The sequence below is a fragment of the Pseudomonas sp. ok266 genome (assembly GCF_900110195.1).
GTDB lineage: Bacteria > Pseudomonadota > Gammaproteobacteria > Pseudomonadales > Pseudomonadaceae > Aquipseudomonas > Aquipseudomonas neuropathica.
This window is the reverse complement of sequence record NZ_FOCU01000005.1, coordinates 334,125-354,987: the sequence shown is the minus strand read 5'-3', so window position 1 is coordinate 354,987 and position 20,863 is coordinate 334,125. Positions and strand designations below refer to the sequence as shown.

The window sequence follows — 20,863 nt, the reverse complement described above, 5'->3', positions numbered from 1 at the left end:
CCAATCATGGACGTCGATGGATTCAATGCCACAGGCATCAAATCAAGCTCGTCGTAGGAACCCCGTCACACGATAAACGTAGCCAATGAGGTTCTGTTGGTTCCCCGCGCTGAACGTGGACATCAGTGGATCTGATGCCACTGGCATCACCCTAGGGAGAGGTCGGCGACATCCATCCAACACGCGTAAACCGAACAGGCCGCATTCAGCTTTTGGGCTGCCCTTGACCCTCAACTATCGCAACGTTCCCGTCCAAGCTTATGCGAGGACAACACCGTGGCCGATCACTACCAACTCAACCTGGGTTCATTGCGTAGCAGCATCACCCTGACCCTGCACACGCACCACGCTGCACGTATCTGGCAAGGCCGGACCGCACGCGAAGGCGTTCACTCGATCATGGGCATGGCCGGTTACATCAGTGTCACCAACCTGATCAAACAAACCGCCGCCCAGGACGATCCCTATGCCGACTGGGCCATCGTGCAACTCGAAGAAAAACTGATGCAGGCCAAAGCTGGGATGCTGGAACTGACCCAGCAGTTGGATCGAGTCAGGCAGGACCTGCCGACACAGATCGACATGAGCGACAACCTCAACATCCACCCCGTCACCTTGCCGTTGTACATAGGCAGCCAGCTGGGTTTTCTGGCGGTCTACCTGCTGACCGACTACGACACTCTGGTGCGCCGTACCCTATTGGCCCATCACACCGCCCTGATTGGCCGCATCGACATGGAAGCCTGGATCGACGATGGCGCCCACCTGCTGCGCAGCCTGTTCGGCCAGGCACAGCGCTATCGGCATGCCGGCGTCACGCGCGATGACATGGCGGCGAACAACGCCCGTGCCATTGCGGTCATTGATAAACTGGGTTTGCCCCCCATGGATATCCTTGAGGGGCATCGCCGCTCCCAGTTCGCGCCATCGATCATTCGTCGTGGTGCTGTGACAGTGGATGACGCTGACGCGCTGGTAGAGGACGCGGGAGAGCCATCTGCGACAACGGATGAGCAGGAGGACGAAGCATGAATCCCCTGAGCCCGACTCAACCAATACCCTTCGAAGCGCTGACACCGGATGCCTATCGACAGCTCGAACACGCCGCCTCCCTAAAAGGCCTTTTAAAACCTTTTAAGGGTAAGGGGGAGTTGGAACACCTGGCGCAGGTGGCGAGGGAAATCGAGGCGCAGTTACGTCACCTGATGGAGGCTGTGGTACAGCAAGCCGGACAGCCTCCTTACTCACTGCTGGATATTCGATTGGTGCTGCAGAACACCAGCGCGGGCAGCACCTTTTTGCGTTGGCGCACCCGTGACTTCGCCCGCATGGGGGTTGCGGTCTGGGAACGCCAGGTCGGCAACCAAACCCTGTCGCAGGTCGTGCGCGAGGGATTGCACCGTTTCGAATGCGATCGCATTGCACTGAACCTGCAAATGAGTGTGGTGCATTCGCTTTACCGCCAGGCCTCGACCTGCGCGATCAAAATGGCGAGTGCCGAACGGTTACTGCGCCAGCTCACAACAGCAGCGGAGGTATCACGATGAGTACTTTTTTCGTCGGCGAAGGCAACATCGGCAGTGCGCCAGAGTTCCAGGAATTTCCATCAGGCAATGACGAGCCACGGCGTTTGCTACGGCTGAATGTGTACTTCGACAACCCCGTGCCACGCGAGGGCAGCTATGAAGATCGAGGCGGCTATTGGGCGCCGGTTGAGCTCTGGCACCGCGAGGCTGAACACTGGAGCATGCTGTACCAGAAAGGCATGCGCGTGCTGGTCGAAGGTCGCACCGTGCGCGATGAGTGGGAGGACAGCGAAGACAATGCGCGGGTGACCTTCAAGATCGAGGCCCGACGAGTCGGTATCCTGCCTCACCGCGTGCACAACGTGGTCATGCGGGAACGATCCAGTGAACCGGCGACATCTACAAAACAGGTCGAGCAAAGTGCAGAACGGGCCAGCAGTCAAAGTTCTTCGGTTACCTCAAAACCCAGAAAACGCAAAGAGTAATCGGCCAATAACTGATGTAAGCCGGCATGCAATTTGCGCCTCTGCGCGAAACACACGAACGGTGCTGATTCGTCTCTCGAGAGTGGGAAGACCAGTAGTCAACGCTACCCCAGACTTCGCTTAACAGAACGAGGTACCATTGCCTTGTCATCGAGATCATGCAATGGATACGCACTGTGGGACTACTTGCCTATAGGTTAGATGGGACGCCCATTGTCTCGGTATTCCTAACGGACGAAGAATGGAAAACCGAAGCACTGAACAAATCCCGGGACCTGTTCATGCCCGAGACCAAAAGCCAAGCAGTGCCCAAGGTCTCTCGGCTCGGGCATCGTTTCTTTTCCCACAAGCCGGGTGAGCGCGGACTCAGTCAGACAGGGGTCGAGAGTGCTGATCATGTCATGCTCAAAATTAAATCGCTTTTTGCTGCAACAGCCGCGAGTTGGTCTGCACTTCCTGAGCAGTCAGGGGCAACAGCTTCCGGTAAATTTTATCGGGCTGACGTTCTTTGTACTCATCCGAATGGCAAGAGCAGAGTCGCCATCGAAATACAACGATCGACACAGCGTGATGTCGATTATGAAGAACGCCAAAAGACCTACGAGGAAGCAGGCATTCGTTGTATCTGGATCGACATTTCCAAGAAAACGTATCGTCATCACATCAGTAAGCCAACCAAAGCGCTTCCTCGATTTGAGTGCAAGCGTGAGTCTGCCGACAGCACCGACGCCTACCTTGTGTCCATCGAAAAGCAAGACATCGATTTCTTTGAGTTCATTCTGGGGGCACTCTCCGGGAAACTCAGATTCATTGAGCACGAAGTTACTACCTCTCTTCATCACATCAGAATCCATCGAAAGCGATGCTGGAGCTGTAAAGGTTACATCTGCCTGCTTGATCCGGAATTTACGGATGATCTCGTTCGGCAGATGCCGAAAATCGTCTCCACGATCCATCGCAAGACCTCGCACATTCGGGATATGTGCAGAATCAAACAGATTCACTTCAAGAAAAGAGGAGTCAAAGAACACGTCTCCTGCTGCCCTCACTGTGGTATTGCGCAAACCTATTCTGAACTGAACCATGGTTTTGAACTGGCTGATCACGTAGCGTTTCTCGCCATAGCCCGCCCCGCAGGTCTTTTACCCAGAAGGTTCTGGTCCTGGGAGACTCATCCGAAACTTGAAATGCTTCCGGTGCCAGGAACCGCGTTTCTTATCACAGGAGAACCTGACGACGACTCCGTCTTGCTCGATAGCCTGTGCGAAAACCTTAAAGGGTGCCATTGGTAAAATCAGTACTTACTGATGGCTACGGACCTGGCGGCCCTCCGGTTCTTGGCTTCCCCTCAAAACTAATATGAGCAACCTGCCATTCAGGTTTCTCATATCTCGAACCTGCTGTTTCCAACCACGCTGCTCCGAACTCAATCCGGAGCAGTTCTATGCGCCTCTTCCTCTGCGAGAAACCTTCCCAGGGGCGGGACATTGCCAAGGTACTCGGGGCCACCCGGCGTGGTGATGGCTGCCTGACCGGCACAGAGACAACCGTCACCTGGTGTATCGGCCACCTACTGGAGACAGCACCGCCTGAAGCCTATGGCGCTCAGTACAAGAACTGGTCGTTGGATCATCTACCGATCATTCCCGAGCAATGGCAGGTCGAGGTCAAACCCAAGACCGCGGCACAATTCAAAGTCATCAAGCGCCTGCTCAGCGAAGCCACCACCGTCGTTATCGCGACCGACGCCGACCGCGAAGGTGAAATGATTGCCCGCGAGTTACTGGAGCTCTGCAAGTATCGAGGCCCTGTTCAGCGCCTCTGGTTGTCCGCACTCAACGAGGCGTCGATTCGCAAAGCGCTGTCCTCGCTGAAGTCTGGTCAGGAGACCTTCCCGCTCTACCACTCCGCCCTCGCCCGCAGCCGTGCCGACTGGTTGATCGGCATGAACCTCAGTCGCTTGTTTACTCTCCTCGGACGGCAGGCGGGATACGATGGAGTATTGTCGGTTGGACGCGTCCAAACACCCACTTTGCGCTTGGTGGTCGATCGGGACCGTACGATTGCCAGCTTCGTCTCGATGCCCTACTGGGACGTGGAGGTGCACCTGTGCTCAATGGGACAACCATTCATTGCATCGTGGTTACCACCACGCTCAGGGCGAGATGAGGCCGGTCGTTGCCTGCAGCAAACGCTTGCCCGTCACGCGGTCCAAGCGATCTCCAGTGGTAAGGCCGCCACAGTACTCTCGCTACAGACTGATCATTTCCGCGAAGCGGCGCCTCTGCCCTTCGACCTGAGCACATTGCAGGCAGTCTGCTCGCGCAAGTTGGGTCTCGGCGTCCAGGACGTCCTGAACATCGCCCAGGCTCTGTATGAAACCCACAAAGCCACCACCTACCCGCGCAGCGGTTGCCGCCATTTGCCAGAGAGTATGTTCAACGAGGCACCCGCGGTATTCGATGCCCTGCTCAAAACAGATCCCGCGCTGCAGCCCGCATTCGGAAGACTCGATCGATCACTGCGCTCCCGCGTGTGGAACGATGCCAAGGTCACCGCGCACCACGCCATCATCCCCACCACCCAGCCGGCGAACCTTGCGCGGATGTCCGAACAAGAACGCCAAGTCTACGAACTGATTCGTAGCCACTACCTCGCGCAATTTCTTCCACATCATGAATTTGATCGAACCCAGGTCGAACTGGAGTGTGGCGAAGAACGATTGACCGCTGTTGGCAAACAGATCCTGGTCCAGGGCTGGAAAGGCTTGCTCCATGACGCCACCGAAGAGGATGAGCCCAGTCAAAAGTCCCAAGTATTACCCGTCCTACAACAGGGTACGCAATGCGCAGTGGACGACGTCGAACTCAAGTCCATGCGCACCGCCGCTCCCAAACCTCTCACCGAAGGCGATCTGATCAAGGCGATGAAAAATGTAGCCAAGCTGGTCAACGACCCACGTCTGAAACAGAAACTACGAGACACCACCGGAATCGGTACCGAAGCCACACGAGCCGGCATCATCAAGGGGTTGATTGATCGCGGTTATTTGCTGAAGAAAAAACGCGCCTTGATGGCCTCCGCAGCGGCCCATACCCTGATTGAAGCGGTACCCGCGGCAATCGCCGATCCGGGCATGACCGCGATCTGGGAGCAGGCCCTGGATGAAATCGAAGTGGGACGCCTGCCCCTGGATGCATTCGTCGCCAAGCAGGCGAACTGGATTGCGCAATTGGTCGAACACTACCGAGCACTCACCTTGGCGTTACCGGTCGAAACCGGACCGACTTGCCCCATTTGCAGCGCCTCAACGCTCAGGCGTAAGGGGAAATCAGGGCCGTTCTGGTCATGCTCCCACTACCCAGACTGCAAAGGCACTGCGCAGATCAGTAAAGATACGGGTCGCCCATAACGCACAATTGGAGATCGATAGGGCTATTGTGATCACTTACTGATGCATCATCAGCGTCGGCTAATCTCTCTCCAAGTCGCTCAACGGTTGTCCGACTTCACAACTGAGGCGGTGCCTACTGCATTTCATAGCGCCTCCAAATTGGGGGCTTTAAGGTCCGGCTGCAACGCAGAAAGCCACGAGATAAGTTTTCTGTTATCTCGTGGCCCGGTTCAGCGGTTCGAGGAGATCAATCCTCGAGTGCGCGGACCCGCTCGTGGCGTTGTTGCTCGTCGGGTTGCGCGGAGGTCTGCAAAGTGAAATCGAAGTCGATTTCGGCAAAGCGACCGCTGACGCCATGGGCCGCCGCACGCTGTTGATCGTCGCTGAAGGTGATCTTGGCGATCAGCTCATCTCGGGTGGCGTAGGCGAAATCGTCGTGCAGGTACTGATCACCATCGAGGTTGATCTGGGTGGTCAGGTGACGATGATCCGGCGCGGAGATGAAGAAGTGAATGTGCGCCGGCCGTTGACCATGACGGCCCAGTTGATCGAGCAGTTGCTGGGTCGGACCGTCCGGCGGACAGCCATAGCCCGACGGCACGATGCTGCGAAAGCGATAGCGACCCTCAGCATCGGTGACGATACGACGACGCAAGTTGAACTCCGATTGAGTGGTATCAAAGTAGGAGTAAGTGCCGCCGGTGTTGGCGTGCCAGACATCCACCACCGCCCCGGCCAACGGTTCGCCGGCGGTGTTCTTGACCTGGCCCTGCATGAACAGCACCACACCCGGATCGACGCCGTCATCCAGTCGCGCTTCGAAATTTGACAGCGGAGCACCGGCCACATACAGCGGGCCTTCGATGGTTCGCGGAGTGCCGCCGGATTTACCGGCCTGCTCGTCTTCGGCATCCATCAGCAGGTCGAGGTAATGCTCCAGGCCGAGCCCGGCCACCACCAACCCCGCCTCTTGACGCGCACCCAGCACGTTGAGGTAGTTGACGGCTTTCCAGAACTCTTCCGGGGTCACGGCCAAGTCTTCGATGATGTTCACCGAATCCCGCAGGATGCGGTAAATCAGCGCCTTGACCCGCGGATCGCCGGCTTCGTTATGCAGACCGCTGGCGTCTTCAAGAAACTTCTGGGCGGCGGCAGTGTGGGAAATCTTGACGTTCATGGTGGTTCCTCATCTTGTAATTATTAGCGTAGCGAACTGAACAGGCTGGGTTCAGCGGTCATCCTCGCGAATGGAAGAAGGATGCCGGCACAGCGCGGTGACTTCGATTGCCATGTACGGGTACAGCGGCAATTGCATCAGCAGGTCGTGCAGTTCCTGAACGCTGTCGACATCGAACACGCTGTAATTGGCATAAAGCCCGGCGATGCGCCACAGATGACGCCACTTGCCTTGCTCTTGCAGGCGCTGGGCCAGGGCTTTTTCGTCGGCCTTGAGCTGAGCGGCGCGTTCCGGGTTCATGTCGACCGGTAAATTCACCGTCATTTTTACGTGAAACAGCATGATGCCCTCCTCAGGCTTGATGAACGGCAGTGGATATTTTGTCCCGACGGAAAAACGCCAGGCGCTCTTCATCCAGGCTCAGGCCCAACCCCGGTGTTTGCGGGACGTGCAGTTGAAAATCGCGATAGACCAGCGGCTCGCTGAGGATGTCTTCGGTGAGCAGCAGCGGGCCGAACAACTCGGTATCCCAGCTCAGTGTGTTGAGCGTGATGAAGGCATGGGCCGAGGCCAGCGTGCCGATACCGCCTTCGAGCATGGTGCCGCCATACAGGCCGATACCGGCCGCCTCGGCAATGGCGGCGGTTCGTAGCACGGCGCGTGGGCCGCCGTTCTTGGCGATCTTCAGGGCGAATACCGAAGCGGCGCCCTCGCGCGCCAGGTTGAAGGCGTCCTCTACACATTCGATGGATTCGTCGGCCATGATCGGCGCCGGGCTCATGGCATTCAGGCGCACCATGCCAGCGCGGTTGTTGCGCGAGATCGGTTGTTCGATCAGGTCAATGCCGTTGCTGCCGAGGATCCGGCAGGCCCGCAGGGCAACCGCTTCGTCCCAGGCCTGATTGACATCGACCCGCACGCTGGCGCGATCGCCCAACGCCTTTTTGATCGCAATGACGTGGGCCAGGTCGCGGTTGACCTCGCCGGCACCGATTTTCAGCTTGAAGATTCGATGGCGGCGCAGGTCGAGCATTTTCTCCGCTTCGGCGATGTCCTTGGCGGTGTCGCCGCTGGCCAAGGTCCAGGCCACCGGCAGCGCATCACGAACGCGGCCACCCAGCAGTTCACTGACCGGCAGGCCAAGGCGCTTGCCCTGGGCGTCGAGCAAGGCACTTTCAATACCCGACTTGGCGAACGTGTTGCCCCGAATGCTGCGCTCCAGGCGCAACATCGCGGCATTCACATTGCTGCTGTCCTGGCCGATCAGCAGTGGCGCGAAGTGTTTGTCGATGTTGGTCTTGATGCTGTCCGGGCTTTCATTGCCATAGGCCAGACCGCCAATGGTGGTCGATTCACCGACCCCTTCAATGCCATCGGCACAACGCACGCGAATGATCACCAGGGTCTGGTTCTGCATGGTGTGCATCGCCAGCTTATGGGGGCGAATGGTCGGCAGATCGACGATGATCGTCTCGATCGATTCAATGGCAGTTGCACGCATGTCGATACCCGTCAGGTTCTTAAAGTTCTGGAACGGATTCTCGTACGGCTTTTTCCGGGCGGCCAATATAGAATTGGTCTGACTCGATACCTTTAAGGTATTTAACAGATCGACGTCCGGAGGCCTCATGGAACTGCGTCACCTGCGGTATTTTCAGGTGTTGGCTCAAACCCTCAACTTCACCCGCGCCGCCGAACTGCTGCACATCGCCCAACCGCCGCTGAGCCGGCAGATTCAGCAGCTGGAAGATGAACTCGGGGTGCTTCTGCTGGAACGCGGCCGACCATTGAAACTGACCGACGCCGGACGGTTTTTCCATGAACATTCCACCGCCCTGCTCGAACAATTGGGCAAGGTTTGCGACAACACACGGCGGATCGGACTGGGCGAAAAGACCTGGCTGGGCATCGGCTTTGCGCCATCGACACTCTATGGCGTGCTGCCGGAACTGATCCGCCGACTGCGCAGCGGCGAGCCTCTGGCGCTTGAGTTGGGGCTCTCGGAAATGACCACGTTGCAACAGGTGCAGGCGCTCAAGGCCGGGCGCATCGATGTCGGCTTCGGGCGCATCCGCATCGACGATCCGGCGATCATCCAGACTGTTTTGACTGAAGACCGACTGGTCGCCGCCCTGCCCGCCGGCCATCCATTACTGGCCGGGCCGATCAGCCTTCGGGACCTGGCAAAAGAACCCTTCGTGCTCTACCCCGGCAACCCGCGGCCCAGCTACGCCGACCACGTGATCGCGTTATTCGAATCCTATGGTGTGCATATCAACGTGGCGCAATGGACCAACGAGCTGCAAACGGCCATCGGTCTGGTGGGGACGGGAATCGGGGTGACGTTGGTACCGGCCTCGGTGCAGTTGCTGCACCGCGACGACATTGGCTTCACCCCGGTGCGGGAAGACAACGCCACCTCGCCGATCATTCTCAGCCGACGGGTGGGTGACGTGTTACCGGGGCTGAATTATTGTTTACAGATGATCGATGAACTGCTGCCACGGCACCAGCTCCGCTAGGCTCATTACAACTGCCACAAGCTGCGATCTTTTTACTTTACCGTTGTAAACATTATCAGAAGATCGCAGCCTGACCATCCCAAAGCGCGCCAATGTTTGGCCGCCTCTGCCTTGACGTCTCCAACGCCCTCTGCTGTAGTGCCTCAGGATCATCGCCAACGGCGACCCAAGACCGATTCGCTCCGGGTAGCTCGGTCGGACTCCTTGAGTTCGGAGCCTTCTCTTCTGCGGGATTTCATTCCCGTTTTGTGCTCGACCTGATGGTGGTGGCGGATGACCACTGTTGCCTTTGCTAGGCAATAGCGGTCATCCGCTTCGGCGATCGTATTCAGCCCCGGAGCCCACCGGGGAAACATTGGGCACCCTTTGTGCGCGGATGCGTGCCAGCATGCTCCGACCCAGGCCACGACAAGGGTCGGTTGGCGAGTCATGATGCAGTTAAACCAAGCTTTGCGAGGAGCTTGTCGACTGCGTAAGGCCGCCAAAGGTGGCTTTTCTGTTCCTCGCCTGGCACCCCGCCAGGCCCACTCTTCAGTTTCTTCAGTCCAGTGACTGCCACTGAATTCCGCCCGTAAAAAACTGGGTTTCAGCGTCTTGACGCTCCCCTATGACAGGCTTATACCAAGGGCGTGGTTCGCTGTCGTTGACAGCCCAGCCCAGGTAGCCAGAACCTTCAAGGCTACGCCACGTTCGTGGTGGTTTACCCAAGTGCGATCAGCGTTCGGAAGCTCGCGCGGTTACCGCTTCAGCGGTGATGAATGCCCACTACCCCATGCCTGCGGATCACCACCTCAGACGGTTTTCTGCTGCACAGCTATTCCCCAGACGCATCGTTCTGATCGTCATCGGCTTGCCGGTGGCGAGTCGTTCATCGCTCGACTTCACCTTACCCACCCTGACGGGGGCTCACTTCCCCGTCAGGGCCTGTGCGTCGCCGTTTTCCCTTGAAACAGGAGAACCACCATGGCCCACGCCAACCAATCCCAAGAAGCGACCACTTACTTCAATCTGCACACCACCGGTATCGGTTACCTCAACCGTGTTCGTGAAGTACAAGTCCGCCGCGGCCAACCCTTCATGGCCTGCGATATCGCCGCCCTGCACGGTGCCACCGATGCCGTGGAGTACACCCGCTTCGACTGCAAGGTCGCTGGAGGCGAAGCTGAACGTTTGATTCGTCTCTACATGGACGCTGTCAACGCCGAGAAAAAGGTCTTGCTGTCGTTCCGTATCGGCGATCTATGGATTGATCCGTTTCTCTACGAGAAAGGCGATAAACAAGGCCAACCAGGCGCCAGTCTGAAAGGTCGTTTGCTGTTCATCGACTGGATCAAGGTCAACGGCACGTTCGAATACAAAGCGCCCGCCAGGCAGGAAGCAACAGCACCTGCTGAGCAAGCGCCCACCAGTGAGCCATCTCCAACATCGGCTGAGGCCGAAGCTGAGGGGACCGACGAACCAACAGAGGCTCAGGTCGAACCTGAATCTTTACCCACTCCCCACACGGCCCGCCGTGATGCCACCCGTACCGTTCAGTCCGCCTGAACAGTCAACGATGTTCCACATAAAGGCGCTCCCTCGAGCGCCTTTTCTTCAATAGCACAGGAGAACGACATGGAATCCTTCTGGCTTTGCGACGACTGCCTGTTTGCTACTGCTTACGAGGACTACAGCACGTTATCGCTCTATTACACGACGGATGAAATTGAGAAACGCATCGCCGGCATCCATCGAGAACTGGTTCGGTTAATGCCCATCAGTGCCGACTTCGATCCCGAAACTGGCTGGGGAATAAAAGCTTTTTCCCCATTGCCCTGCGACGGTTGTAGTTCGCCCCTACACGGTCAACGCCACCGATTCACGCGGCTGTAAACAGCGCGCCATCTGCTAACGCCCGCGACTCCACACCCACCTCGGGGACACCACTCCCCTCGGGCGTGTACCCCTGATTGTTCCCTTCGGAGGTACCACCATGAGCACCCAACTCACACTGATTGAGACCTCGGATTTCGAGGCTGATCGCATTGTCCAAGAAAACCAGGTGATCGACGAAGCACTGCATATTCTGGATCGTCGGCTGTTCGCCCGCGGCCCTAACCTGACGTCGCCTGACGCCGTGGCTTCATACCTAAAACTGCACCTTGTGCAACAAGAGCATGAAGTCTTCGGTGTGATATTTCTCGATGCCAAACACCGGGTGTTGGCGTTCGAAGTCCTCTTTCACGGCAGCATTGATGGTGCCAGCGTTTACCCCCGCCAAGTCGTTAAGCGCTCCCTAGCGCATAACGCCGCGGCCGCCATTTTTGTTCACAACCACCCCTCAGGTTGTACGGAACCCAGCCAGGCGGATCGCATCTTGACCGCACGGTTGAAGGAGGCCTTGGCCTTGGTCGAAGTGCGCGTACTGGATCACTTCATCGTCGGTGAAGGTCGTCCTCTCTCCCTTGCCGAACATGGCTGGTTTTAACCCTCACAGGCGTCTTCGGGCGCCTTGTTCATTTTCATTCTGGAGAACCTTCATGAACCCCACACACCAAGCTGCAGCCCTGCTGGCGGCCTCAAACCCATTTGCTCGCAGTTACGACAACCTTCATATCGAACGGCTGCTACTGATCACCTACGAAGACGACTGCCCTCCCTGCTTTCGACCAGTGCATGATGCACAAGCCCATCTGTCCGACGACGAGCTGGAACTGTTCCCCTGCCTGTTCAATGACGATTTCGCCGTGATCAGGGAAGGCCACTCCATTCCGGATAATTTGGATGAACGCTGTCAGTCCAGCGGGCTAGTGCGCCAAGTGATCTACGCTGTGATGGGCGAAATGCTCAACGAGCGGCATCACCTCGGTGATCTGTACTCCCTGGAAGAGGCCCAAGCCATGGTCCATCACTTGAGCTTCGAAACAGGACACTACAGTCGAGCCTGGGAAATCAGTACCGCGCACCTTCCCGAAGAAGCGATGCTTTATCTGGAGGAGTGGGTCAGTCACTTCGTTCCGAGGCAAACCGGCCTCTTGTTCGAGCTTTTTACGCTGCCAGATTGCTGCGGTATCGGTTGCAAACTGATCGGCACGCCATGGACGGACGAGAACTTGCTGAACATTGAGGGCAATCGTTATTCGAGCTTGAGACAAGAACAACTCGACGCAGGCACACCGGAAACCTTGGTCAACGTACTGTATTTGGCGGCATTGGCGGATGTGCGATTGTTGATCTTCGACCCCGACGCTGCCGTCTTGGATGGGCTCGCCATTTTCGATGAATAGCAACGTGTTCAGCGTTAACACGACCCACCTTGAATCAACTTTCTCACTGAATCGCTCCTTCACCTCATGTCAGGTTCTGCACTGAATCTGACATGAGGTTTTTTCCATGGAGCGTTTTTTCACGCCTGTCTGCCTGCTGGGTTTGTTGAGCGCCTGCACCGCGCAAATCCCCAACCCTTTGCCGACCAATCCAGAGATCGACAGTTACTCCAATCGGGCCCAGCACTCGAAGGGCATAGCCGAAGAAAGCCATCCGGCAGAGCTTCGTTATGGCCGCTACACGCTGGTCAGCACCGAGCCCACCACGGAACAACGCGATCTTCTTGCCCAAATCATTGACGTGAGCATCCCGTCCAGCCTGAACCCTTCAGTGCAGGATGCGTTGCAGTACGTATTGCAGCGCTCGGGCTATGCGCTCTGCCCCGTTACCGCGTCGGTGAGGGTGCTGTTTACTCGGCCCCTGCCCGCGGCCCATTACCGGCTCGGCCCGATCTCTTTGCGCCGCGCGCTCCAAGTGCTCGCTGGACCCGCCTGGCAACTCACGACCGATGAGGTCAGCCGTTCGGTCTGCTTCGAACAGCAGAAAACTAATGCCAACGGCATGCTAATCACACCAGTCTCGCCCCATCAATCGGAGGCGCGTCAATGAAAGCCTCAACGTTTCAAACCCTCATCATTGGGCTGCTGTGCCTGACAGTCGCCGGTCTGAGCGGTGGTTTGTATAACCAGTATCAGCGTATGGCCGAGCTACAGAGCACGGACACCCAACGCCTACAAACTCTGGACTCCCTGCAACTTGATTCAAGCGCGCTGAAGGACGCACAAGAGAAGCTGCAGTACGAGCTGAAAGACCTGAAGCAGATGGTCGATACCGGTGAGCAACAGGCCAATACCCTCGATCCGATGCTGGATCAGTGGGCACAAGAAATACAGGAACTGCGCGACAGTCTGGCAGCCCGCGCCACCGTGGCAGACCTGACAGCGTTGCGCGCACGCCTTGAACAGGTCGAGCAGCAGTTCCAGGAGCACAAGACCCAGCCATCACCCCCACCGCCATCGCCTTCCGCGACCAAACCTAAACAGACCGCCCGCCCCAAGCCCGTCCCGCTCTCGCCACCGTTCTCGGTGTTGGGGGTCGAATCCCGTGGTGGTGAGCGCTTTTTGGCAGTCGCACCCCATGACAGTCGCTCTCTCATAGATGTTCGGCTGCTGCATAGCGGCGAGCATCTCGGAGCCTGGCACCTGAAAGTGCTGGAGCCGCACTCAGCCATCTTCGCGGTAGCCGCTCAGCCAGACCAGACCGTGCACCTCCCTTGAGAAGCGATCATGAACAGAGCGCTACTGCCCTCCGTCGCCTGTCTCGTTTCGCTACTAATCACCGGCGCTGCGATGGCTAACCCCATCACGACACAGTCACAGATCCAAGACACGCAGTCCGCTCCGCTGGGGCGCTCTCAGTCTGAACAGGCGGCAAGCTGGGGGCTGACGGAGCAGGAGTGGACGCGCTTCGAACAGATCCAAGCCGGCCCGCGCGGTTTCTGGAGCCCAAACCTTGATCCGTTGACCGCACTCGGGGTCGAGGCCCAGACCGACCAAGAGCGCCAGCGCTATGCCGAATTACAGGTAGCGCTGGAAGCCAAACGCGCCGAGCGCGAACTGGTCTACCAAAACGCTTACACCGCGGCCTGGGCCAAGCTGTTTCCCGGGCTGCTGCCGATCCAGGGCATGGCATCCCCATCCCCTGTCAGCTCAGCGGTCGCGCGGAGCCTGGCCCTGTTTGTGGAGGACCACTGCCCGGCCTGCACCGCCGAAGCGCAGCGTCTGCAAAGCAGTGACACGGCGTTCGATATCTACCTGGTGGGCAGCCAAGGCGAGGATGAACGCGTCCGTAGCTGGGCTCGGCAAGCAGACATCGACCCGACCAGAGTTCAACGCAGGCAGATCACCCTGAACCATGACCGTGGTCGCTGGTTCAGCCTGGGTGCCCCGGGGCCATTGCCTGCCACATTTCAACAGGTGAATGGACAATGGCAACGCCTCGACTAAGTGGTATTACGCTGATGTTTGCGATGCTGGCGGCTCAGGCCGAGGAGCTTCCGCCGCCAGCCTACCAACTGGCGGCGCATGACGCCGACATCCCTTCTATGGTGCTGTTCGCGATTGCCTTGCAGGAGAGTGGTATCCGCGTCCGTGGTCGACTGCTGCCCTGGCCTTGGACCCTGAACATCGCCGGAACACCCTACCGCTTCACCACTCGCCAGGCCGCCTGTCACGCCTTGCTCCAGGCGCTCGCCCGACATGACGCCAAGCGGGTCGATGTCGGACTCGGGCAAACCAACCTGGGTTACCACGGACAACGTTTTTCCAGTCCCTGCGAAGCCCTCGACCCCTATCGAAATCTCGCGGTGACCGCCGCGCTGTTGCAGAAGCATCACGCCGCCACCGGTGATTGGGTGTCGGCGGCCGGACGCTATCACCGCCCGGCAGGCGGCGCGCCGGCCGCGCGTTACCGCGCCGGCTTTTCCCGGCAACTCGAACGATTACTGGTTTCCTTCGAACAAGGCACACCACCATGAAGCGAATCGCCATTACCTGTTATTTCACCCTGCTCTTGGCACCTTTCGCCCAGCCGGAACTGACCGTAGCCGGGGATCAGCCTAGCGACTTCACCCGACCCCATTTTCAGGTTGCCAGGCCGCCCATAAACAACAAGACCCAGCCTGATCGGACCATGCATGCGGACCTGTCCACGTTTGCCGATGAAGCCTGGATATTGCCCGTCCGCAGCTCTCACTTGAGCCCCGGTCAGATCACGTCTCGCGCCCTGAACATGCCGGGCTTGCGACCATTTTTCCTGGTCGGGGAGGATCCCCAGTCACTGACTTGGTTGCGTCAACGCGCGGCCGAACTGCACGAAATGGGCGCGGCCGGCCTCGCCGTCGAAGTGGCCGACACCGAAGCTTTGGCGCGGATTCGAACAGCCGCTCCGAACCTCACCATCCTGCCGATCAACGGTAACGACATCGCCACCCGCTTGCAGATCGAGCACTACCCCGTCTTGATCACTGCCACCTCACTGGAACAGTGAGTCCAGGTCATGGCCGAGCATGCGATGGAATCCAAGCTCCGGCCAGCGGTGGAGCTGTACACCGTAGCGATCTGCATCGCGGCCGCAATGCTGTGCATGTCCTCGCCCTGGGCCGTGGCCCTGTCACCCGAGATCGGGCAGGTTGCGGCGCTGGCCTATGCCCTGTTCGGCCTGATCCGCCTACGACAAGCCTGGGAGGTGTTGCGCTATCGACGCAATATCCGCCGGCTGCCCCGCTACGAACTGACCAGTCGGCAGATTCCGGTTAGCCGTAAGCGTTTGTTCATGGGTCGCGGCTTTCGCTGGACCCGTCTACACACCCAGCGCTTGGTCGAGGCCCAGGATCCGGCGGTCGCCCACTATGTCGACCAACCGACCAGCTACCGTCTGGCCCGTGGTCTCGAACGGCGCCTGGAGCATGCACCGTTTCCACTCTCGATACTGGCCCGTGTCACTGCCTGGGATAGCGTCTTCAATCCGTTGCGCCCTTTGCCCCCGGTCGGTGGCTCGCCGCTGTTGCATGGGGTTGAACCCGACGAAACGGAAGTCAGTCTGCCGCTGGGCGAACGGGTCGGACACACACTGGTGCTGGGCACGACCCGTGTCGGCAAGACCCGGCTCGCCGAGGTGTACATCACCCAGGACATTCACCGCGTCGAACACGAGGTCGTCATCGTCTTCGATCCGAAGGGCGATGCTGATTTGCTCAAGCGGATGTACGTCGAAGCCAAGCGGGCCGGTCGGGAGAAGGAGTTCTACGTCTTCCATCTGGGCTGGCCAGAGATCTCTGCCCGCTACAACGCCGTGGGACGTTTCGGGCGCATTTCGGAGGTGGCATCGCGTATCGCCGGGCAGCTCAGCGGTGAAGGCAACTCCGCGGCCTTCCGCGAGTTCGCCTGGCGCTTCGTCAACATCATCGCCCGCGCCCTAATCGAGCTGGGCCGACGCCCGGACTACCTGCAGATCCAACGGCATGTGGTCAATATCGACGCACTGTTCATCGAATATGCCCAGCAGTTTTTCGCCAAGACCGATCCGAAAGCGTGGGAAGTGATCGTCCAGCTTGAAGGCAAACTCACCGAGAAGAACATTCCGCGGCATATGATCGGGCGAGAAAAACGGGTGGTGGCCATCGAGCAGTACCTGGCGGTGAAGCGGGTATTTGATCCAGTAATGGACGGACTGCGTTCGGCAGTACGATATGACCGTACTTACTTCGACAAAATCGTTGCCTCGCTACTGCCGCTGCTGGAGAAACTCACCACCGGTAAGACCGCCCAACTGCTGGCCCCCAACTACACCGATTTAGATGACCCGCGACCAATCTTCGACTGGATGCAGATCATCCGTAAGCGCGGCATCGTCTACGTCGGTCTGGATGCGCTGACCGACGCCGAGGTGGCCGCCGCGGTGGGCAACTCCATGTTCGCCGACTTGGTCTCGGTCGCCGGACACATCTACAAACACGGCATCGACCATGGCCTGCCCGCATCGAACAACAGCAACGACAAGTTGCCGATCAACCTCCACGCCGATGAGTTCAACGAGTTGATGGGCGATGAGTTCATCCCGCTGATCAATAAGGGCGGCGGTGCCGGTATCCAGGTAACCGCCTACACCCAGACCCTCAGCGATATCGAAGCACGTATCGGCAACCGCGCCAAGGCCGGCCAGGTTATTGGCAACTTCAACACCCTGCAGATGCTGCGGGTGCGCGAAACCGCCACCGCTGAACTGCTCACCCAGCAGTTGCCCAAGGTCAACGTGCTGACCAAAACCCTGGTGTCGGGTGCCACCGACACCTCCGATCCGGATGCCAATACAGACTTCACTTCCTCCTCGCAAGACCGCGTCAGTAGCACCAGCGTACCCTTGATCGAGCCCGCTCATATCGTCAGTTTACCCAAGGGGCAAATGTTCTCCTTCCAGGCCGGTGGGCAGCTCTGGAAAGTCCGCATGCCTTTGCCAAAACCCTCCAACGACGATGCCATGCCCAAGGACCTGCAGGAGCTCACCCAGCGAATGCGGGCCACCTACAACGAGCAGGCGGGGCAATGGTGGAGCGCAAGCGGTGGCGGCCCGACAACAAACTTCGATCTGGATCAGGTGGGGTAGCCCTACCCCTTCTGGTTCCTTTTCAGCAAGAACACACTCGAGGGACGTCGTAACGACAACAGTCCTGTGGCGCAGAATGGAGTGAACGATGGCGACTTCCACACAGAACACGCCGCCACAACCTATCCAGCATCCGGGAATAATCGTTTCGGCCATCGGCCTGGTCCTGCGCATCATCGGCTTGCTGGTTGCCTCATTGCTGCTCTCGATCCTGATCGAGTTCGCCGGCCTGCTGCTGTTCTGGGGTGATCAGGGCTGGCGGCATAGCCAGGCCATGCTGACCAGTGAACTGGGCTGGCTCAGTGAGTATTTCAAAGCCTCACTCATCCTCCAACAACCCGGGCAAACGATCGTTCAGTTGCTGGATTTCCTCAATCAGTGGTTGTTGGTCAAGACAGGCTTTGTGGATTTTGCCCAGCAGGCTCGGGTGTCGAGCCAAGGCAACGGCTTCTGGAGCTGGACCAATCAGTTCTACGTGAGCATTGAGGATTTTGTACTGGCGGCGGTGTATGTGACCTTTACCTTCGTGGTGAGGCTGACCATTTTAACCCTGGCCGCTCCGCTGTTTCTGTTGGCCATGTTCACTGGTTTTGTGGATGGCTTGATGCGCCGCGACCTGCGCAAATTTGGAGCTGGACGAGAAAGCAGTTTTGTTTATCACCGCGCTAAACGAGCAGTGATACCTCTGCTGATCGTGCCCTGGGTCATTTACCTATCCCTGCCCTTTACGCTCAATCCCATGGCCGTTTTTTTGCCTTGCGCCGCGATGCTCGGGATCGCGATGGCGATCACAACAGCAACTTTCAAAAAGTACCTCTAGCTGCTTAGTTAAGCATTGCCTTGAACTGATCACTGGATGACGCCATTTTTCTTGAGAATCAAAAAACACGGACCAACTTGGCTTGCTCTGGCATTTCCAGATCCATGAACAGTTATCGTCAGAACCCATCAGCTCACTTTCAATAACAACCTACCACTTCACTTCGTGGTGCGGGGCCGAGAACTCCGCTTCTTAATGAGGCATTTTTGTTTCCTGGTTGTAGTCACCTACAGAGCGTCGATATCTCCGCCAGATCCTGCGATACACCGTGTATGTTTTCGCCTTCTCATCAGCCATTGTGAATCCCATTTTCGCGGACGCGAAAAGCCTTCCGTGAAACCTGGGTGAAGATGGCGAACAAGCTCTGCAGCCTCGCCGAAGAGGACGAAAGCGCTGGCCGGCTGTTCTCCGCCGGCGAGAAATACAACCTCGCCACCACCTACTACCTGACTTGCGAGCGCCTGCAGGCCCACGCGGTGCCGCCGGGCGCTAAGCGCTTAACCAGTGCCGTTGCAGACCTTCACCTGAGGCGTCGATCTGTCCGGGAAAAACTGCCAGCGGGCGGAACCCGCAGCGACATCGTTGCCCGGCGCATCGCCATGGAAGGCGTGCCCCTGGGCGACTTCTGCTGCCCGCAGGCGGTGGCCTTCGAACCGTGTTTCGACTGCGACGTGGTCTGAGGCACCAACCACGACTGGTGTGATGTGCGGAAGCGCCGACTGGAAAAGGAAGGCAGCTTCCCGGTACCCCGTTACTGATCCCTCGCGTGCTGGGGCACCACGGACATCGACGAGTTCATGGCTCTGGCCGAACAGGTGCACCTGGACGGCGTACTGGATCGCATCCGCATACCATTCCGGGTGACCCACGGTGAGCAGGATTCGCAGATCCCGCTGAAGTCGGTCCATCGCACCTACGAACAACTAGTTAATCGTCCATAGCGAGAGCAGCAAATTTTCACCGAGCGTGAAGGCGACGTGCAGCGCTCCAGCTTGGACAACAGCATCAACGCTGGCCATTACGTCGCCGACTGGGTGGCCGAAGTCCTGGGCGGCAAGACCGTCTGCCCCTCCTCTGCATGCCGCAGGCCTTCCCTGGTGCGCCCCGAGCCAAGGATGGATGACGGCTGGGTTCAACGACCAAGCGCCGCCGCCAACCGCCCTGGATCGATTCCCCCCGCACTTCGCACCAACCCCGCCCACTCCGCCCTCCCAAGGGGCGCATTAGATGCCGTCGCCTCCGGCCAATACGAAACAATGCGCTTTTCCACGATGCATTTGTGCGCCCTTGCTTTGTCGGCGCAACGGTACATTGGAAAGCCTCAGGTCCCGCAGAATGACCGGTAACACACGACCCTGGTTGCCCTGTCCCTCTGCCAACCATCAGGAGTTTTTCTATGACCCAAGCGCCTATCCGTACCCTGCAATTGGCTGGCTTCGTCTTGCTGGGCCTGAGCGCCTCTAGCGCCCAGGCCGAAGACATTACCTTTGTCTCCCAAGGCGGCGCCTATCAGGAAGCCCAGAGCAAAGCGATCCTCGAACCGGCCGCGAAAAAGCTCGGCGTGACCTTAAAACAGGACAGTTCGCCCAAGGCTTACCCGATCATCAAGACCCAGGTGGAAAGCGGCAAAGTCAGCTGGGACGTGGTCGATTTACCCACCGGTGATTGCATCCGTGGCGAGCAGGAAGGCCTGTTCGAAAAACTCGACCTGACGCTGATTCCCAACGCCGCCCAGTTGCCCCCCGAACTCAAGGACGACTACAGCGTCGGCTACATCAGCTACTCTACGGTCATGGCCTATCGCACCGACGCCTTCAAGGGCGACAAGGTGCCGAAAACCTGGGCCGACTTCTGGAACACCGACCAATTTCCCGGCCAGCGCTCCCTGCGCAACCTGCCGCGCCCGACCCTGGAAATCGCCCTGATGGCCGATGGCGTGCCACCAGACCAACTGTACCCGCTGGACGTCGAGCGTGCCTTCAAGAAACTCGAACAGATCAAGCCGCATATCGCCACCTGGTGGACCTCCGGTGGCCAGTCCGCACAGTTGATCAGCGATGGTGAAGTGGACCTAATCCAGGCCTGGAACGGCCGCATCAGCGCGGTCCAGGCCGACGGCGCGCCCGTGGCCTTCGACTACAACCAGGGGGTGCTGGAAACCAACTCGCTGTGCGTGCTCAAGGGCTCGGCGCACAGGGTCGCGGCGATGAAATTCGTCAACGAGGCGATTGATGCCAAGCTGCAAGCCGCCCTGCCGCTGATCATCGATTACGGCCCGCTCAACCCTGAAGCCTTCAAGGTTGGGGTGATCCCCGCCGAACGCGGAGCCAAGTTGCCGTCGTCACCGGAAAACATCAGCCGCCAGGCTCTGTTGTCGTCCAAATGGTGGGCCTCCGCCGAAGGCGTGAAAGCCGAAGAGCGCTGGCTGGCCTTCGTCCAGAAGAAGTGACGACGCTGTCGCGCCCGGCCG

21 protein-coding genes and 1 pseudogene are annotated in these 20,863 nt (G+C 58.6%); 19 read left to right on the top strand and 3 right to left on the bottom strand.

All coding sequences use genetic code 11. From position 1 onward, the window contains the following. The first annotated feature begins 276 nt into the window (after positions 1-276). The 5 genes from BMY54_RS11640 to BMY54_RS11620 all read left to right on the top strand — a co-directional run bounded on the left by BMY54_RS11640 (position 277) and on the right by BMY54_RS11620 (position 5,423). The gene (locus tag BMY54_RS11640) at positions 277-1,032 is read left to right on the top strand and encodes a PFL_4669 family integrating conjugative element protein (protein WP_093432365.1); all 756 of its coding nucleotides are present in this window, start codon (positions 277-279) and stop codon (positions 1,030-1,032) included. Then, the gene (locus tag BMY54_RS11635) at positions 1,029-1,547 is read left to right on the top strand and encodes a DUF3158 family protein (RefSeq protein WP_093432362.1); all 519 of its coding nucleotides are present in this window, start codon (positions 1,029-1,031) and stop codon (positions 1,545-1,547) included. Before BMY54_RS11640 ends, BMY54_RS11635 begins: the two co-directional genes overlap by 4 nt. Then, positions 1,544-2,011 carry a single-stranded DNA-binding protein gene (locus BMY54_RS11630; protein WP_093432359.1) on the top strand — a complete coding sequence of 156 codons (468 nt, stop codon included), beginning with the start codon at positions 1,544-1,546 and terminating at the stop codon, positions 2,009-2,011. The genes BMY54_RS11635 and BMY54_RS11630 overlap by 4 nt, the downstream gene beginning before the upstream one ends. A gap of 281 nt (positions 2,012-2,292) precedes the next feature. Further along, positions 2,293-3,303, top strand: coding sequence for a competence protein CoiA family protein (locus BMY54_RS11625; protein WP_139213401.1), 1,011 nt, complete (start codon positions 2,293-2,295; stop codon positions 3,301-3,303). Positions 3,304-3,455: 152 nt separating this feature from the next. Beyond that, positions 3,456-5,423, top strand: coding sequence for a DNA topoisomerase III (locus BMY54_RS11620; protein ID WP_093432353.1), 1,968 nt, complete (start codon positions 3,456-3,458; stop codon positions 5,421-5,423). A 229-nt stretch (positions 5,424-5,652) separates the two neighbouring features. On the opposite strand, the gene catA is transcribed toward BMY54_RS11620, so the two are convergent. From catA to BMY54_RS11605, 3 genes are read right to left on the bottom strand one after another with little or no spacing between them, the layout of a single operon-like run. Beyond that, the gene (gene catA, locus BMY54_RS11615; RefSeq protein WP_093432350.1) at positions 5,653-6,582 is read right to left on the bottom strand and encodes a catechol 1,2-dioxygenase; all 930 of its coding nucleotides are present in this window, start codon (positions 6,580-6,582) and stop codon (positions 5,653-5,655) included. A gap of 51 nt (positions 6,583-6,633) precedes the next feature. Next, on the bottom strand, positions 6,634-6,924 hold the full coding sequence (gene catC / locus BMY54_RS11610) for a muconolactone Delta-isomerase (protein ID WP_093432347.1): 291 nt from the start codon (positions 6,922-6,924) through the stop codon (positions 6,634-6,636). A gap of 10 nt (positions 6,925-6,934) precedes the next feature. Beyond that, on the bottom strand, positions 6,935-8,083 hold the full coding sequence (locus tag BMY54_RS11605) for a muconate cycloisomerase family protein (RefSeq protein WP_175559584.1): 1,149 nt from the start codon (positions 8,081-8,083) through the stop codon (positions 6,935-6,937). A gap of 127 nt (positions 8,084-8,210) precedes the next feature. Here BMY54_RS11605 and BMY54_RS11600 point away from each other — a divergent pair, with 127 nt between their 5' ends. From BMY54_RS11600 to BMY54_RS11535, 14 genes and pseudogenes are all read left to right on the top strand, one after another. After that, positions 8,211-9,104 carry a LysR family transcriptional regulator gene (locus BMY54_RS11600; protein ID WP_093432341.1) on the top strand — a complete coding sequence of 298 codons (894 nt, stop codon included), beginning with the start codon at positions 8,211-8,213 and terminating at the stop codon, positions 9,102-9,104. 963 nt (positions 9,105-10,067) lie between these two features. After that, a complete protein-coding gene (locus BMY54_RS11595; protein ID WP_093432338.1) occupies positions 10,068-10,649 on the top strand; it encodes an STY4534 family ICE replication protein in 582 nt (193 codons plus the stop codon). A 69-nt stretch (positions 10,650-10,718) separates the two neighbouring features. After that, complete coding sequence (locus BMY54_RS11590) at positions 10,719-10,976, top strand: hypothetical protein (protein ID WP_093432336.1); 258 nt, start codon at positions 10,719-10,721, stop codon at positions 10,974-10,976. A 100-nt stretch (positions 10,977-11,076) separates the two neighbouring features. Then, on the top strand, positions 11,077-11,571 hold the full coding sequence (gene radC, locus BMY54_RS11585) for a RadC family protein (RefSeq protein WP_093432333.1): 495 nt from the start codon (positions 11,077-11,079) through the stop codon (positions 11,569-11,571). 52 nt (positions 11,572-11,623) lie between these two features. Then, complete coding sequence (locus BMY54_RS11580) at positions 11,624-12,370, top strand: DUF5983 family protein (protein WP_093432330.1); 747 nt, start codon at positions 11,624-11,626, stop codon at positions 12,368-12,370. A 106-nt stretch (positions 12,371-12,476) separates the two neighbouring features. Next, positions 12,477-13,019, top strand: a complete 543-nt coding sequence (locus tag BMY54_RS11575) for a PFGI-1 class ICE element type IV pilus protein PilL2 (protein WP_093432327.1) — start codon at positions 12,477-12,479, stop codon at positions 13,017-13,019. Next, the gene (locus tag BMY54_RS11570) at positions 13,016-13,687 is read left to right on the top strand and encodes a chemotaxis protein (protein ID WP_093432324.1); all 672 of its coding nucleotides are present in this window, start codon (positions 13,016-13,018) and stop codon (positions 13,685-13,687) included. Before BMY54_RS11575 ends, BMY54_RS11570 begins: the two co-directional genes overlap by 4 nt. 9 nt (positions 13,688-13,696) lie before the next feature. Further along, a complete protein-coding gene (locus BMY54_RS11565) occupies positions 13,697-14,416 on the top strand; it encodes a TIGR03759 family integrating conjugative element protein (protein ID WP_093432321.1) in 720 nt (239 codons plus the stop codon). Beyond that, positions 14,398-14,946 (top strand): lysozyme family protein, encoded by a 549-nt coding sequence (locus BMY54_RS11560; protein ID WP_093432318.1) that lies wholly within the window; start codon positions 14,398-14,400, stop codon positions 14,944-14,946. The genes BMY54_RS11565 and BMY54_RS11560 overlap by 19 nt, the downstream gene beginning before the upstream one ends. Then, entirely contained in the window at positions 14,943-15,458 is a 516-nt protein-coding gene (locus BMY54_RS11555; protein ID WP_093432315.1) for an integrating conjugative element protein, read from the top strand. Before BMY54_RS11560 ends, BMY54_RS11555 begins: the two co-directional genes overlap by 4 nt. A gap of 9 nt (positions 15,459-15,467) precedes the next feature. After that, complete coding sequence (gene traD, locus BMY54_RS11550; protein ID WP_093432312.1) at positions 15,468-17,573, top strand: type IV conjugative transfer system coupling protein TraD; 2,106 nt, start codon at positions 15,468-15,470, stop codon at positions 17,571-17,573. A gap of 88 nt (positions 17,574-17,661) precedes the next feature. Continuing rightward, positions 17,662-18,393, top strand: coding sequence for a TIGR03747 family integrating conjugative element membrane protein (locus BMY54_RS11545; protein WP_093432309.1), 732 nt, complete (start codon positions 17,662-17,664; stop codon positions 18,391-18,393). Between the two features lie 320 nt (positions 18,394-18,713). After that, positions 18,714-19,739: pseudogene (locus BMY54_RS31290) on the top strand (hypothetical protein); the annotation flags it as partial. 50 nt (positions 19,740-19,789) lie between these two features. Continuing rightward, complete coding sequence (locus tag BMY54_RS11535; RefSeq protein ID WP_093432303.1) at positions 19,790-20,842, top strand: ABC transporter substrate-binding protein; 1,053 nt, start codon at positions 19,790-19,792, stop codon at positions 20,840-20,842. The last annotated feature ends 21 nt before the right edge of the window (positions 20,843-20,863 follow it).

Bases quoted from the DNA above. Each gene is read 5' to 3' on its own strand.
- BMY54_RS11635 (WP_093432362.1), top strand. From the start codon at position 1,029: ATGAATCCCCTGAGCCCGACTCAACCAATACCCTTCGAAGCGCTGACA.
- BMY54_RS11630 (WP_093432359.1), top strand. From the start codon at position 1,544: ATGAGTACTTTTTTCGTCGGCGAAGGCAACATCGGCAGTGCGCCAGAG.
- BMY54_RS11625 (WP_139213401.1), top strand. From the start codon at position 2,293: ATGCCCGAGACCAAAAGCCAAGCAGTGCCCAAGGTCTCTCGGCTCGGG.
- BMY54_RS11620 (WP_093432353.1), top strand. From the start codon at position 3,456: ATGCGCCTCTTCCTCTGCGAGAAACCTTCCCAGGGGCGGGACATTGCC.
- catA (WP_093432350.1), bottom strand. From the start codon at position 6,582: ATGAACGTCAAGATTTCCCACACTGCCGCCGCCCAGAAGTTTCTTGAA.
- catC (WP_093432347.1), bottom strand. From the start codon at position 6,924: ATGCTGTTTCACGTAAAAATGACGGTGAATTTACCGGTCGACATGAAC.
- BMY54_RS11605 (WP_175559584.1), bottom strand. From the start codon at position 8,083: ATGCGTGCAACTGCCATTGAATCGATCGAGACGATCATCGTCGATCTG.
- BMY54_RS11600 (WP_093432341.1), top strand. From the start codon at position 8,211: ATGGAACTGCGTCACCTGCGGTATTTTCAGGTGTTGGCTCAAACCCTC.
- BMY54_RS11595 (WP_093432338.1), top strand. From the start codon at position 10,068: ATGGCCCACGCCAACCAATCCCAAGAAGCGACCACTTACTTCAATCTG.
- BMY54_RS11590 (WP_093432336.1), top strand. From the start codon at position 10,719: ATGGAATCCTTCTGGCTTTGCGACGACTGCCTGTTTGCTACTGCTTAC.
- radC (WP_093432333.1), top strand. From the start codon at position 11,077: ATGAGCACCCAACTCACACTGATTGAGACCTCGGATTTCGAGGCTGAT.
- BMY54_RS11580 (WP_093432330.1), top strand. From the start codon at position 11,624: ATGAACCCCACACACCAAGCTGCAGCCCTGCTGGCGGCCTCAAACCCA.
- BMY54_RS11575 (WP_093432327.1), top strand. From the start codon at position 12,477: ATGGAGCGTTTTTTCACGCCTGTCTGCCTGCTGGGTTTGTTGAGCGCC.
- BMY54_RS11570 (WP_093432324.1), top strand. From the start codon at position 13,016: ATGAAAGCCTCAACGTTTCAAACCCTCATCATTGGGCTGCTGTGCCTG.
- BMY54_RS11565 (WP_093432321.1), top strand. From the start codon at position 13,697: ATGAACAGAGCGCTACTGCCCTCCGTCGCCTGTCTCGTTTCGCTACTA.
- BMY54_RS11560 (WP_093432318.1), top strand. From the start codon at position 14,398: ATGGCAACGCCTCGACTAAGTGGTATTACGCTGATGTTTGCGATGCTG.
- BMY54_RS11555 (WP_093432315.1), top strand. From the start codon at position 14,943: ATGAAGCGAATCGCCATTACCTGTTATTTCACCCTGCTCTTGGCACCT.
- traD (WP_093432312.1), top strand. From the start codon at position 15,468: ATGGCCGAGCATGCGATGGAATCCAAGCTCCGGCCAGCGGTGGAGCTG.
- BMY54_RS11545 (WP_093432309.1), top strand. From the start codon at position 17,662: ATGGCGACTTCCACACAGAACACGCCGCCACAACCTATCCAGCATCCG.
- BMY54_RS11535 (WP_093432303.1), top strand. From the start codon at position 19,790: ATGACCCAAGCGCCTATCCGTACCCTGCAATTGGCTGGCTTCGTCTTG.